The 13,029-nt window shown below is 68.2% G+C and carries 12 protein-coding genes; all 12 read left to right on the top strand.

Going from position 1 to position 13,029, the window contains the following annotated elements; all coding sequences use genetic code 11:
• Positions 1–308: 308 nt before the first annotated feature.
• Genes AC067Z_RS11850 through nuoL form a run of 12 tightly spaced genes read left to right on the top strand, consistent with a single transcriptional unit; the run spans position 309 to position 13,029 of the window.
• Positions 309–668 carry an NADH-quinone oxidoreductase subunit A gene (locus AC067Z_RS11850; protein WP_478789320.1) on the top strand — a complete coding sequence of 120 codons (360 nt, stop codon included), beginning with the start codon at positions 309–311 and terminating at the stop codon, positions 666–668.
• A 19-nt stretch (positions 669–687) separates the two neighbouring features.
• The gene (locus AC067Z_RS11845; RefSeq protein WP_478789319.1) at positions 688–1,242 is read left to right on the top strand and encodes a NuoB/complex I 20 kDa subunit family protein; all 555 of its coding nucleotides are present in this window, start codon (positions 688–690) and stop codon (positions 1,240–1,242) included.
• Positions 1,239–1,970 (top strand): NADH-quinone oxidoreductase subunit C, encoded by a 732-nt coding sequence (locus AC067Z_RS11840; protein ID WP_478789318.1) that lies wholly within the window; start codon positions 1,239–1,241, stop codon positions 1,968–1,970. Before AC067Z_RS11845 ends, AC067Z_RS11840 begins: the two co-directional genes overlap by 4 nt.
• Positions 1,967–3,289, top strand: coding sequence for an NADH-quinone oxidoreductase subunit D (locus tag AC067Z_RS11835; protein WP_478789317.1), 1,323 nt, complete (start codon positions 1,967–1,969; stop codon positions 3,287–3,289). The genes AC067Z_RS11840 and AC067Z_RS11835 overlap by 4 nt, the downstream gene beginning before the upstream one ends.
• Before the next feature lie 17 nt (positions 3,290–3,306).
• A complete protein-coding gene (gene nuoE, locus AC067Z_RS11830) occupies positions 3,307–4,119 on the top strand; it encodes an NADH-quinone oxidoreductase subunit NuoE (RefSeq protein WP_478789422.1) in 813 nt (270 codons plus the stop codon).
• Positions 4,116–5,501, top strand: a complete 1,386-nt coding sequence (gene nuoF / locus AC067Z_RS11825; protein WP_478789316.1) for an NADH-quinone oxidoreductase subunit NuoF — start codon at positions 4,116–4,118, stop codon at positions 5,499–5,501. The genes nuoE and nuoF overlap by 4 nt, the downstream gene beginning before the upstream one ends.
• Positions 5,498–7,993 carry an NADH-quinone oxidoreductase subunit G gene (locus tag AC067Z_RS11820; RefSeq protein WP_478789315.1) on the top strand — a complete coding sequence of 832 codons (2,496 nt, stop codon included), beginning with the start codon at positions 5,498–5,500 and terminating at the stop codon, positions 7,991–7,993. Before nuoF ends, AC067Z_RS11820 begins: the two co-directional genes overlap by 4 nt.
• Complete coding sequence (nuoH, locus tag AC067Z_RS11815; RefSeq protein WP_478789314.1) at positions 7,990–9,363, top strand: NADH-quinone oxidoreductase subunit NuoH; 1,374 nt, start codon at positions 7,990–7,992, stop codon at positions 9,361–9,363. Before AC067Z_RS11820 ends, nuoH begins: the two co-directional genes overlap by 4 nt.
• The gene (gene nuoI / locus AC067Z_RS11810) at positions 9,326–9,988 is read left to right on the top strand and encodes an NADH-quinone oxidoreductase subunit NuoI (protein WP_478789313.1); all 663 of its coding nucleotides are present in this window, start codon (positions 9,326–9,328) and stop codon (positions 9,986–9,988) included. The genes nuoH and nuoI overlap by 38 nt, the downstream gene beginning before the upstream one ends.
• Positions 9,985–10,821, top strand: coding sequence for an NADH-quinone oxidoreductase subunit J (locus tag AC067Z_RS11805; RefSeq protein WP_478789312.1), 837 nt, complete (start codon positions 9,985–9,987; stop codon positions 10,819–10,821). The genes nuoI and AC067Z_RS11805 overlap by 4 nt, the downstream gene beginning before the upstream one ends.
• A complete protein-coding gene (nuoK, locus tag AC067Z_RS11800; RefSeq protein ID WP_478789311.1) occupies positions 10,818–11,117 on the top strand; it encodes an NADH-quinone oxidoreductase subunit NuoK in 300 nt (99 codons plus the stop codon). The genes AC067Z_RS11805 and nuoK overlap by 4 nt, the downstream gene beginning before the upstream one ends.
• Before the next feature lie 13 nt (positions 11,118–11,130).
• Positions 11,131–13,029: an NADH-quinone oxidoreductase subunit L gene (gene nuoL, locus AC067Z_RS11795; protein ID WP_478789310.1), complete on the top strand. Its 1,899-nt coding sequence runs from the start codon at positions 11,131–11,133 to the stop codon at positions 13,027–13,029.

The raw sequence follows: 13,029 nt of genomic DNA, 5'->3' as shown, positions 1-13,029 counted from the left end.
ATGAGCCATCACTTGATAGAGCGCCACGTCTGCGACCAGCGGTAACCAGGCCGGATGTCACGTCTGGTGATCATCCGAGAGCTTCGCGTATGAAGATCACCGCTCATTGGGCTTCATGATCGTTCGTCGGGTGGTGGAGATCACAAACGCGATGGCCGACCCCGTGTCGCAGATCACAGACCGACAGGCATAGGATGCGGGGCAGTCGGGCTTGTGAACTGCCTCACATGTACACGATCTTCGCGAGGCGGCGAGGCGATTGCCCGGTGCGGTCCAACGGTCAAGGACGACTGGAAGGAGCGAGGAGGGTGAATGCTTACGCGCCCATCCTTGTGCTCGGCGCCCTCGGGGCAGGGTTTGCGATCTTCTCCGTGGTCATGGCCACGCTTATCGGCCCAAAGCGGTACAACAGGGCGAAACTTGAAGCGTACGAGTGCGGCATCGAACCCACTCCGACGCCGGCCGGAGGCGGCCGCTTCCCGATCAAGTACTACCTGACGGCGATGCTCTTCATCATTTTCGATATCGAGATCGTCTTCCTCTATCCCTGGGCCGTCACGTTCGACGCCCTGGGGATCTTCGGGCTCGTGGAGATGCTGCTCTTCGTGCTCACCGTCTTCGTCGCCTACGCGTATGTATGGCGGCGCGGCGGCCTGGACTGGGACTGAGGGGCGAAGGAGCACTCCAATGGGACTCGAAGAGAAGCTGCCGAGCGGCTTTCTGCTGACCACCGTCGAGCAGGCCGCAGGCTGGGTGCGCAAGTCGTCCGTCTTTCCGGCGACCTTCGGCCTGGCCTGCTGTGCCATCGAGATGATGACGACGGGCGCCGGGCGGTACGACCTGGCCCGGTTCGGCATGGAGGTCTTCCGCGGCTCGCCGCGCCAGGCCGACCTGATGATCGTGGCCGGGCGGGTGAGCCAGAAGATGGCGCCCGTCCTGCGCCAGGTCTACGACCAGATGCCCAGCCCCAAGTGGGTGATCTCCATGGGCGTTTGCGCATCATCGGGCGGAATGTTCAACAATTACGCGATTGTGCAGGGTGTTGATCACATTGTCCCCGTCGACATCTATCTGCCGGGCTGCCCGCCGCGCCCCGAGATGCTGATCGACGCGATCCTCAAGCTCCACCAGAAGATCCAGACGTCCAAGCTCGGCGTGAACGCTGAGGAAGCGGCCCGCGAGGCCGAGGAGGCCGCGCTCAAGGCGCTCCCCACGATCGAGATGAAGGGGCTGCTCCGATGAGTGACGACCAGCCGAATCCGGAGAAGGAGCTCTCCGAGCAGAACCTTCCCGGGCAGCGGGGCGAGCACGGCGAGGAGATCCGCGTCCAGCGCGGCATGTTCGGCGCCAACAACGGAGGGGACACATCCGGTTACGGAGGGCTCGTACGGTCCGTACGCATGCCCGGACCGGCCTCCCGCCCCTACGGCGGCTACTTCGACGAGGTCGCCGACGAGCTCGAGGGCGCCCTCGAGGAGCAGGACCTCCTCCCGGAGAACGCCATCGAGAAGACGGTCGTCGACCGTGGCGAACTCACTTTCCACATCGCCCGGGAACACCTGCTGCGCGTGGCGAAGACGCTGCGTGACGACCCGGCACTGCGCTTCGAGCTGTGCACCGGGGTCAGCGGTGTGCACTACCTCGAGGACAAGGGCCGCGAGCTGCACGCCGTCTACCACCTGCGCTCGCTCACCCACGGCCGGCTGATCCGGCTGGAGGTCTCCGCACCGGACAGCGACCCGCACGTCCCGTCCCTGGTGTCGGTCTATCCCACCAACGACTGGCACGAGCGCGAGACCTACGACTTCTTCGGGCTCGTCTTCGACGGTCACCCCGCCCTCACCCGGATCATGATGCCGGACGACTGGCAGGGCTTCCCGCAGCGCAAGGACTATCCGCTCGGCGGCATCGCCGTCGAGTACAAGGGCGCCCAGATCCCGGCTCCGGACCAGCGGAGGTCGTACTCGTGACTACACCGTCTGCAGATGCACGCGAGACCACCGAGGGTCCCGTATATACGGTCACCGGCGGCGACTGGGACGAGATCGTCCAGTCAGCGGCCAAGGCCGACGACGAGCGCATCGTCGTCAACATGGGTCCGCAGCACCCGTCCACACATGGCGTGCTCCGGCTCATTCTGGAGATCGACGGCGAGACCGTCACCGAGGCCCGCTGCGGCATCGGTTATCTGCACACCGGCATCGAGAAGAACCTCGAGTACCGGACCTGGACGCAGGGCACGACCTTCGTCACGCGCATGGACTACCTGACGCCGTTCTTCAACGAGACGGCGTACTGCCTGGGCGTGGAGCGCCTGCTCGGCATCGACGACCAGATCCCGGACCGGGCTTCGGTCATCCGCGTCCTGCTGATGGAGCTCAACCGGCTCTCCTCGCACCTGGTGTGCATCGCCACCGGCGGTATGGAGCTCGGCGCGACGACGATCATGATCTACGGCTTCCGTGATCGTGAACTGATTCTCGACATCTACGAGCTGATCACCGGCCTGCGCATGAACCACGCGTACATCCGGCCCGGCGGCCTCGCCCAGGACCTGCCGCCCGGCACCGTGGACCAGCTGCGCGAGTTCGTGAAGACGATGAAGAAGAACCTGCCGGAGTACGACAAGCTGGCCACCGGCAACCCGATCTTCAAGGCCCGTATGCAGGACGTCGGGTACCTCGATCTGACCGGCTGCATGGCGCTCGGTGCCACCGGGCCGATCCTGCGCTCCGCGGGCCTCGCCCACGATCTGCGCAAGACCGACCCGTACTGCGGCTACGAGACGTACGACTTCGACGTCCCGACCGCCGACACCTGCGACTCCTACGGCCGCTTCCTCGTCCGCCTGGAGGAGATGCGCCAGTCGCTGCGGATCATCGAGCAGTGCCTGGACCGCCTCGCGCCGGGGCCGGTCATGGTCGCCGACAAGAAGATCGCCTGGCCCGCGCAGCTCGCGCTCGGCCCGGACGGACTCGGCAACTCCCTCGACCACATCAAGAAGATCATGGGCACCTCGATGGAGGCCCTGATCCACCACTTCAAGCTGGTCACCGAGGGCTTCCGGGTGCCGGCCGGGCAGACGTACGCCGCGGTCGAGTCACCCAAGGGCGAGCTCGGCGTCCATGTCGTCTCCGACGGCGGCACCCGCCCCTACCGGGTCCACTTCCGGGACCCGTCCTTCACCAACCTGCAGGCCATGGCGGCCATGTGCGAAGGCGGCCAGGTCGCCGACGTCATCGTCGCCGTCGCGTCCATCGACCCCGTGATGGGAGGCGTCGACCGGTGACTGACGTCAGCTTGGGGATGCCCCAGCTCCCCGCCCCCGACTACCCGGCCGATGTGCGCGCCAGGCTCGAGGCGGACGCCAAGGAGATCGTCGCCCGCTACCCGGGCAGCCGGTCCGCCCTGCTGCCGCTGCTGCACCTCGTGCAGTCCGAGGAGGGCTTCGTCTCCCGCACCGGCATGCGGTTCTGCGCGGACACGCTCGACCTCACCACCGCCGAGGTCACCGCCGTCGCGACCTTCTACAGCATGTACCGGCGCAAGCCGTCCGGTGACTATCAGGTGGGCGTCTGCACCAACACGCTCTGCGCGGTGATGGGCGGCGACGCGATCTTCGAGGAGCTCAAGGAGCACCTCGGCGTCGGCAACAACGAGACGACCGAGGACGGCAAGGTCACCCTCGAGCACATCGAGTGCAACGCCGCCTGCGACTTCGCACCCGTCGTGATGGTCAACTGGGAGTTCTTCGACAACCAGACGCCCGAGTCGGCGAAGCAGCTCGTCGACGACCTGCGGGCGGGCGAGCGGGTCAGCCCGACCCGCGGCGCGCCGCTGTGCAGCTACAAGGAGACGGCCCGCATCCTGGCCGGCTTCCCCGACGAGCGCCCCGGCGCGGTCGAGGCCACCGGCGGCGCGGGCCCCGCCTCGCTGATCGGGCTCCGCCTCGCCAAGGGCGAGAGCCCCACGGCCCGGATCGTCTCCCCGCGCGGCGAGGCCGCGCACGGCAGTCCGCAGCCCGGCTCCGAGCACCTCAGCTCGCATGACGCACCGCAGCAGACCTCGGCGTCCGACCCGGAGCACCCGGCCGGCCCCGCAGCCGAGGAGGGGGAGTGATGACCGTGTCGACCGAGTACGGGGGCAACTCCCGGCCCGACGCCGGAGACCACAGCCCGGAGAAACTGCTCGCTCCCGTCCTGTCCGCCTTCTGGGACGCACCGGAGAGCTGGACCCTGGAGACGTACAAGAGGCACGAGGGCTACGAGGGCCTGAAGAAGGCACTCGCGATGTCGCCCGACGACCTCATCGCCTACGTCAAGGACTCGGGCCTGCGCGGCCGTGGCGGCGCGGGCTTCCCCACCGGAATGAAGTGGCAGTTCATTCCGCAGGGCGACGGCAAGCCTCACTATCTTGTTGTCAACGCCGACGAGTCGGAGCCGGGGACCTGCAAGGACATCCCGCTCCTCTTCGCGAACCCGCATTCCCTCATCGAGGGGATCGTGATCGCCTGCTACGCGATCCGGTCGAACCACGCCTTCATCTATCTGCGCGGCGAAGTCGTGCCCGTCCTGCGGCGGTTGCACGAGGCCGTCCGCGAGGCGTACGAAGCGGGCTTCCTCGGCAAGGACATCCTCGGCAGCGGCCTCGACATCGAACTCACCGTGCACGCGGGCGCGGGCGCGTACATCTGCGGTGAGGAGACCGCACTCCTCGACTCACTGGAGGGACGGCGCGGCCAGCCCCGGCTGCGACCCCCCTTCCCCGCGGTCGCCGGTCTGTACGCATGCCCCACTGTGGTGAACAACGTCGAGTCCATCGCCTCCGTTCCCGCGATCCTGAACAAGGGCAAGGACTGGTTCAAGTCGATGGGCAGCGAGAAGTCCCCGGGCTTCACGCTGTACTCGCTCAGCGGTCATGTCGCCGGCCCCGGCCAGTACGAGGCGCCGCTCGGCATCACGCTGCGCCAACTGCTCGACATGAGCGGCGGCATGCGGCCCGGCCACCGCCTCAAGTTCTGGACGCCGGGCGGCTCGTCGACCCCGATGTTCACCGACGAGCACCTCGACGTCCCGCTGGACTACGAGGGCGTCGGCGCCGCCGGTTCGATGCTCGGCACCAAGGCGCTCCAGTGCTTCGACGAGACGACGTGCGTGGTGCGTGCCGTCACCCGGTGGACCGAGTTCTACGCCCACGAGTCGTGCGGCAAGTGCACGCCCTGTCGCGAAGGCACCTACTGGCTCGTCCAGTTGCTCCGCGACATCGAGGCCGGCAAGGGCGTCATGTCCGACCTCGACAAGCTGAACGACATCGCCGACAACATCAACGGCAAGTCGTTCTGCGCGCTCGGTGACGGCGCCGCCTCGCCGATCTTCTCCTCGCTCAAGTACTTCCGCGAGGAGTACGAGCAGCACATCACGGGCAAGGGCTGCCCCTTCGATCCCGCCAAGTCCACGGCCTGGGCAGACCGGCCCGCCAACAACACGGAGGTGCGGGCATGACCGTCACCACGTCCGGGTCCGCCGCCGCAGGCGGCAGCGCGGCCGTACCGCCCGAGGACCTCGTCACGCTGACCATCGACGGCATCGAGATCTCCGTCCCCAAGGGGACGCTGGTCATCCGGGCCGCCGAGCTGCTCGGCATCGAGATCCCCCGGTTCTGCGACCACCCCCTCCTCGACCCGGCCGGGGCCTGCCGCCAGTGCATCGTCGAGGTCGAGGGCCAGCGCAAGCCGATGGCCTCCTGCACCATCACCTGCACCGACGGCATGGTCGTCCGCTCGCAGCTCACCTCGCCCGTCGCCGAGAAGGCGCAGAAGGGCGTGATGGAGCTTCTGCTGATCAACCACCCGCTCGACTGCCCGGTCTGCGACAAGGGCGGCGAGTGCCCGCTGCAGAACCAGGCGATCTCGCACGGCCAGGCCGAGTCCCGTTTCGAGGGGAGGAAGCGGACCTACGAGAAGCCGGTCCCGATCTCCACCCAGGTGCTGCTGGACCGCGAGCGCTGCGTGCTGTGTGCGCGCTGCACCCGGTTCTCCAACCAGGTCGCGGGCGACCCGATGATCGAGCTGATCGAGCGCGGCGCGCTGCAGCAGGTGGGCACCGGCGAGGGCGACCCGTTCGAGTCGTACTTCTCCGGGAACACCATCCAGATCTGCCCGGTGGGCGCGCTGACGTCGGCCGCGTACCGCTTCCGCTCCCGCCCCTTCGACCTGGTGTCCTCGCCGAGCGTGTGCGAGCACTGCTCGGGCGGCTGCGCGACCCGCACCGACCACCGGCGCGGCAAGGTCATGCGCCGACTGGCCGCCGAGGACCCGGAGGTCAACGAGGAGTGGATGTGCGACAAGGGGCGCTTCGGTTTCCGCTACGCCCAGCAGCGCGACCGCCTCACCACGCCCCTCGTCCGCAATGAGCAGGGCGAACTGGAGCCCGCGAGCTGGCCGGAGGCGCTGGAGGCGGCAGCCGAGGGTCTGCGTGCCGCGCGCGGCCGGGCGGGCGTCCTCACCGGCGGCCGGCTGACGGTCGAGGACTCCTACGCGTACGCCAAGTTCGCACGCGTCGCCCTCGACACCAACGACATCGACTTCCGCGCCCGTGCGCACTCCGCCGAGGAGGCCGACTTCCTGGCCGCCGCGGTGGCGGGGCAGGGCAAGGACCTCTCCGGTACGGGAGTCACCTACACGTCGCTGGAGAAGGCACCGGCCGTTCTGCTCGCCGGGTTCGAGTCCGAGGAGGAGGCGCCCGGCGTCTTCCTGCGGCTGCGCAAGGCCCACCGCAAGCACGGCCAGCGCACGTTCTCCCTCGCCACCCACGCCACCCGCGGCCTCACCAAGGCGGGCGGCACGCTGCTGCCGGCCGCGCCGGGCACCGAGACCGAGTGGCTGAACGCCCTCGCGAACGGCACGGGTCTCGACGAGGACGGGGCGCAGGCGGCCGAGGCGCTGCGGGCCGAGGGCGCGGTCATCGTCGTCGGCGAACGGCTCGCGGCCGTGCCCGGCGGTCTCACCGCCGCCCTGGGCACGGCGACCGCCACCGGCGCGCGGCTGGTGTGGATCCCGCGCCGGGCCGGCGACCGCGGCGCGGTGGAGGCCGGCGCACTGCCGACGCTGCTGCCCGGCGGCCGCCCGGCCACCGACCCGCGTGCCCGCGAGGAGACCGCCGAGGTCTGGCGCGTACGCGAACTCCCGCACCGCTACGGCCGGGACACCGGCCAGATCGTCGAGGCCGCGGCCATCGGCGAACTGGGCGCCCTCGTCGTCGCGGGCGTCGAGGTCGCGGACCTGCCCGACGTGGCCCGTGCCCGTGAAGCCCTGGACGCGGTCGGCTTCCTGGTCTCGTTGGAGCTGCGGCCCAGCGAGGTGACCGACCGGGCCGACGTCGTCTTCCCGGTGGCGGCCGTCGCCGAGAAGTCCGGCACCTTCCTCAACTGGGAGGGCCGGGTCCGGATGTTCGAGGCCGCACTGAAGCCCGAGCAGATGACACGACGCCTCGCGCCGACCGACGCACGGGTGCTGCACATGCTCGCGGATGCGCTGGACATCCCGTTCGGACTGCCGGATCTGAAGTCCGTACGTGCGGAGATGGACCGGCTCGGCCGCTGGGACGGACCGCGCGCCGCCGAGCCGGCGGAGTCCGCGCAGCCGCTGCCCCGGCCGGGTGAGGGCGAGGCCGTGCTCGCCGGGCACCGGATGCTGCTCGACCTGGGCCTGTTGCAGCAGGGCGACGAGGCGCTGGCCGGCACCCGGCACGCGGCCGTGGTCCGGCTCTCGGCGGCGACCGCCGCCGAGACGGGTGTCAAGGACGGCGACGAGCTGGAGGTGTCTGGACCTGCCGGACCCGTCCGGCTGCCGCTCCGGGTGAGCGAGATGCCCGACCGGGTGGTGTGGCTGCCGCTGAACTCCACCGGCGGCGGAGTCACCGCCGACACGGGGGCGCGCCCCGGTGAGCTGGTGCGCATCGCGGCGGCGACGGGTGCGACGGAGGTGGAGGCATGACCGGCATGACAAGCCTGGCGCTCGAGGACCTGTCGATGTTCGGGCGCGACCCGTGGTGGCTCGTCGTCATCAAGGCCGTGTTCTGCTTCGCGTTCCTGATGGTGACCGTGCTGTTCTCGATCGTGTGGGAGCGCAAGGTCGTCGCCTGGATGCAGTTGCGCATCGGGCCCAACCGGCACGGCCCCTGGGGAATGCTCCAGTCGCTCGCCGACGGCATCAAGCTGATGCTGAAGGAAGACCTGATCGTCAAGCGGGCGGACAAGGTGGTCTACATCCTTGCTCCGATCGTCGCGGCGATCCCGGCCTTCATGGCGATCGCCGTGATCCCGTTCGGTCCGTCCGGCAACGAGATCTCGATCTTCGGCCAGCGCACCACGATGCAGCTGACCGACCTGCCGATCGCGATGCTCTACATCCTCGCGGTCGCCTCGGTCGGCATCTACGGCATCGTGCTCGCGGGCTGGTCGTCCGGTTCCACGTACCCGCTGCTCGGCGGACTGCGCTCCTGCGCGCAGATGATCTCCTACGAGATCGCGATGGGCGCCGCGTTCGCCTCCGTCTTCCTGTACTCCGGGTCGATGTCGACGTCGGCGATCGTGGAGGCGCAGGCGGACCGCTGGTACATCCTGCTGCTGCCGGTCTCCTTCATCATCTACGTCGTCACGATGGTCGGTGAGACCAACCGCGCCCCGTTCGACATGCCGGAGTCCGAGGGCGACCTCGTCGGCGGCTTCAACACCGAGTACAGCTCCATCAAGTTCGCGATGTTCATGCTGGCCGAGTACGTCAACATGGTCACCGTCTCCGCCGTCTCGGTCACCCTCTTCCTGGGCGGCTGGCGGGCACCGTACCCGGTCTCCACGTTCTGGGAGGGCGCGAACCACGGCTGGTGGCCGATGCTCTGGTTCGTCATCAAGGTCCAGCTGTTGCTGTTCTTCTTCATCTGGCTGCGCGGCACTCTTCCGCGGGTGCGCTACGACCAGTTGATGAAGCTCGGCTGGAAGGTCCTGATCCCGGTGTCGGTCGTCTGGCTGATGCTGGTGGCGACCGTACGGGCGCTGCGGAACGAGAACTACGAGTTCCAGTCGATCGTGCTCTACGTCGCCGGGGCCGTCATCGCCGTGCTGCTGCTCTCCTTCGTCGCCGACGTCTTCCGCGGCAAGAAGGAGAAGGCCGCCGAGGCCGCGGAGCCCGAGCCGCCGGCGTTCGACCCGATGGCGGGCGGATTCCCCGTACCGCCGCTGCCCGGACAGGAGTTGCCGCCGGTGCCGCGCAGGCGCCCGCGCCGGGACCGCGAACTGATTGTCAGTGGTGGACCCAATACTGACAGTGATGGTCCTCAGGACGGAAAGGAGGCTGACGGTGTCTGAGGGATCCGAGAACAAGTTCCAGAATCCGGTTGCCGGCTTCGGCGTGACCTTCAAGGCCATGTTCAAGAAGCGGCTCACCGAGCAGTATCCGGAGCAGCCGAAGGTCACAGCGCCGCGCTTCCACGGCCGGCATCAGCTCAACCGCCATCCCGACGGTCTCGAAAAGTGTGTCGGATGCGAGCTGTGCGCCTGGGCCTGTCCGGCCGACGCCATCTATGTGGAGGGCGCGGACAACACCGACGAGGAGCGCTACTCCCCGGGCGAGCGGTACGGCCGCGTCTACCAGATCAACTACGCCCGCTGCATCCTGTGCGGACTGTGCATCGAGGCGTGCCCGACGCGCGCGCTGACGATGACCAACGAGTTCGAACTGGCCGACAGCAGCCGGGAGAACCTCATCTACACCAAGGAGCAACTGCTCGCCGGTCTCGACGAGGACATGGTCGACACGCCGCACGCGATCTTCCCCGGCATGGACGAGCAGGACTACTACCGCGGCCTGGTCACCGAAGCCGCCCCCGGCACCGTCCAGCAGGTCGCTGTCTCCAAGGGGGAGCAGGTGCAGGAGGGCGAGTCCACGTTCGGTGAGCGCGAGCCCGCGTCGAAGAAGGTGATCGGCGCATGAGCACGTTTGCCGCCGCCGCTTCGACCGGCGAGGCCGTCCAGTTCTGGGTGCTCGGCACGGTCGCCGTCATCGGCGCGCTCTGCACGATCCTGATGCGGCGGGCCGTGCACAGCGCGCTCTGCCTCGCCGGAACCATGATCATCCTTGCCGTCTTCTACCTCGCCAACGGCGCGTACTTCCTCGGCATCGTCCAGATCGTCGTCTACACCGGCGCCATCATGATGCTGTTCCTCTTCGTCGTCATGCTCGTCGGTGTCACCGCGGCCGACTCGCTCAAGGAGACGCTGAAGGGTCAGCGCTGGTGGGCCGCGGCCTGCGGCCTCGGCTTCGGTGTCCTGCTGATCGCGGGCATCGGCAACGCCTCGCTGAACAACTTCAACGGACTGGGCGTCGCCAACACCGCCCACGGCGGCAATGTGGAGGGCCTCGCCCGGCTCATCTTCACGAAGTACGTCTTCGCCTTCGAGATCACGGGCGCGCTGCTCATCACGGCCGCCGTCGGCGCCATGGTGCTCACGCATCGGGAGCGCACCGAGCGTGCCAGGACCCAGCGCGAGCTCAGCGAGCAGCGCGTACGGGAAGGCAAGCACCTGCCGCCCCTGCCCGCGCCCGGCGTCTACGCCCGGCACAACGCCGTGGACATCGCCGGTCTGCTGCCCGACGGCACCCCGTCCCAGCTGACCGTCAGCAAGACACTGCGGGAACGCGGTCAGATCCGCGATGTGTCGACCGACGCGCTGAACGACCTCAAGGCGCTGGAGCAGCGCTCCGAGGAGCGCCTCGGCCGGAAGAAGGACGAGCCCGACCGGGACGGACAGGAGGCCAAGCGGTGAATCCGGTCAACTACCTGTATCTCGCCGCCCTGTTGTTCACCATCGGCGCGGTGGGCGTGCTGATCCGGCGGAACGCGATCGTGGTCTTCATGTGCATCGAGCTGATGCTCAACGCCTGCAACCTCGCATTCGTCGCCTTCTCCCGGATGCACGGCAATCTCGACGGCCAGATCATCGCGTTCTTCACGATGGTCGTCGCGGCCGCGGAGGTCGTGGTCGGACTCGCGATCATCGTGTCGCTGTTCCGTTCCCGCCACTCGGCCTCGGTCGACGACGCCAGCCTGATGAAGCTGTAAGGGGACGCTGACCGTGGACAACCTGATTGCGCTGCTCGTCGCGGCGCCCCTGCTCGGGGCGGCGGTGCTGCTCTGCGGCGGACGCCGCCTCGACAAGACCGGCCACTGGATCGGCACCCTGCTGGCGGCCGTGTCCTTCTTCATCGGCGTCGTGCTCTTCGTCGACATGCTCGGCAAGAGCGCCGACGACCGCACTCTGAACTCGCTGCTGTACAGCTGGATCCCCGTCGAGGGGTTCCAGGCGGACGTCGCCTTCCAACTCGACCAGCTGTCGATGACGTTCGTCCTGCTGATCACCGGTGTGGGCACCCTGATCCACATCTACTCCATCGGGTACATGGAGCACGACGAACGGCGTCGCCGCTTCTTCGGTTACCTGAACCTGTTCCTCGCGGCGATGCTCCTGCTGGTCCTCGCCGACAACTACCTGCTGCTGTACATGGGCTGGGAGGGCGTCGGTCTCGCCTCGTACCTGCTCATCGGCTTCTGGCAGCACAAGCCCAGTGCGGCGACCGCCGCGAAGAAGGCATTCCTGGTCAACCGGGTCGGCGACATCGGCCTGTCGATCGCGATCATGCTGATGTTCACGACCTTCGGGACCTTCGCCTTCGGGCCGGTTTTCCAGGCGGCGGACGAGGTGTCCGAGGGCACCCTGACCGCCATCGGCCTGATGCTCCTGCTCGCCGCGTGCGGCAAGTCGGCGCAGGTGCCGCTCCAGTCCTGGCTCGGTGACGCGATGGAGGGCCCGACCCCGGTCTCGGCCCTGATCCACGCGGCGACCATGGTGACCGCCGGTGTCTATCTGATCGTCCGCTCCGGCACGATCTTCAACGGGGCACCGGACGCCCAGCTCGCGGTCGTGATCGTCGGAGCCGTCACGCTCCTCTTCGGTGCGATCGTCGGTTGCGCGAAGGACGACATCAAGAAGGCGCTGGCCGGTTCGACGATGTCGCAGATCGGCTACATGATCCTTGCGGCCGGCCTCGGGCCCATCGGATACGCCTTCGCGATCATGCACCTGGTGACGCACGGCTTCTTCAAGGCCGGGCTGTTCCTCGGCGCCGGCTCGGTCATGCACGGCATGAACGACGAGGTGGACATGAGGAAGTACGGCGGCCTGCGCAAGCACATGCCGATCACCTTCGTCACCTTCGGCCTCGGCTATCTCGCGATCATCGGTTTCCCGGGGCTGTCCGGCTTCTGGTCCAAGGACACGATCATCGAGGCGGCGTTCGCCTACGACGACGGCATCCGCGGCTGGATCTTCGGCGGAGTGGCCCTGTTGGGCGCCGGTATCACCGCGTTCTACATGACCCGCGTGATGATCATGACGTTCTTCGGCGAGAAGCGCTGGCAGCCCGATGACGAGGGCCACCAGCCGCACCCGCACGAGTCGCCGAGCTCCATGACGATCCCGATGATCGTGCTCTCCTTCGGATCGGTCTTCGCGGGAGGGTTCTTCGCGATCGGCGACCGTTTCGTCGACTGGCTCGCGCCCGTGACCGAGTTCGAGCACCCGCATCCGGTCATCAGCATCCCGGCCATCACCACCGCGACGATGGTCGTCCTGGTGATCGGCGCGTCGATCGCCTATGTGATGTACGGACGGCGCCCGGTGCCCGTCACCGCGCCGCGCGGCTCGCTGCTCACCCGAGCCGCCCGACGCGACCTGCTCCAGGACGACTTCAACCACGTGGTCCTGGTCCGCGGCGGCGAACACCTCACCCGCTCGCTGGTGTACGTCGACCACACCCTGGTCGACGGCGTGGTCAACGGCACGGCCGCCACCTTCGGCGGAGCCTCCGGCCGTCTGCGCAAACTGCAGAACGGCTACGCCCGCAGCTACGCGGTCTCGATGTTCGGCGGTACGGCGATCCTGATCGCCGCGACCCTGCTGATGAGGGCGGTCTGA

Source organism: Streptomyces sp. NPDC043812, from assembly GCF_056436245.1.
The sequence above is the reverse complement of the archived record's forward strand: the minus strand, read 5'-3'. Positions and strand labels throughout refer to the sequence as shown.

What these genes read in the sequence shown, in the direction of transcription:
- AC067Z_RS11845 (WP_478789319.1), top strand. Translation starts at nt 688, where the DNA reads ATGGGACTCGAAGAGAAGCTGCCGAGCGGCTTTCTGCTGACCACCGTC.
- AC067Z_RS11840 (WP_478789318.1), top strand. Translation starts at nt 1,239, where the DNA reads ATGAGTGACGACCAGCCGAATCCGGAGAAGGAGCTCTCCGAGCAGAAC.
- nuoE (WP_478789422.1), top strand. Translation starts at nt 3,307, where the DNA reads ATGCCCCAGCTCCCCGCCCCCGACTACCCGGCCGATGTGCGCGCCAGG.
- AC067Z_RS11820 (WP_478789315.1), top strand. Translation starts at nt 5,498, where the DNA reads ATGACCGTCACCACGTCCGGGTCCGCCGCCGCAGGCGGCAGCGCGGCC.
- nuoH (WP_478789314.1), top strand. Translation starts at nt 7,990, where the DNA reads ATGACCGGCATGACAAGCCTGGCGCTCGAGGACCTGTCGATGTTCGGG.
- nuoI (WP_478789313.1), top strand. Translation starts at nt 9,326, where the DNA reads ATGGTCCTCAGGACGGAAAGGAGGCTGACGGTGTCTGAGGGATCCGAG.
- AC067Z_RS11805 (WP_478789312.1), top strand. Translation starts at nt 9,985, where the DNA reads ATGAGCACGTTTGCCGCCGCCGCTTCGACCGGCGAGGCCGTCCAGTTC.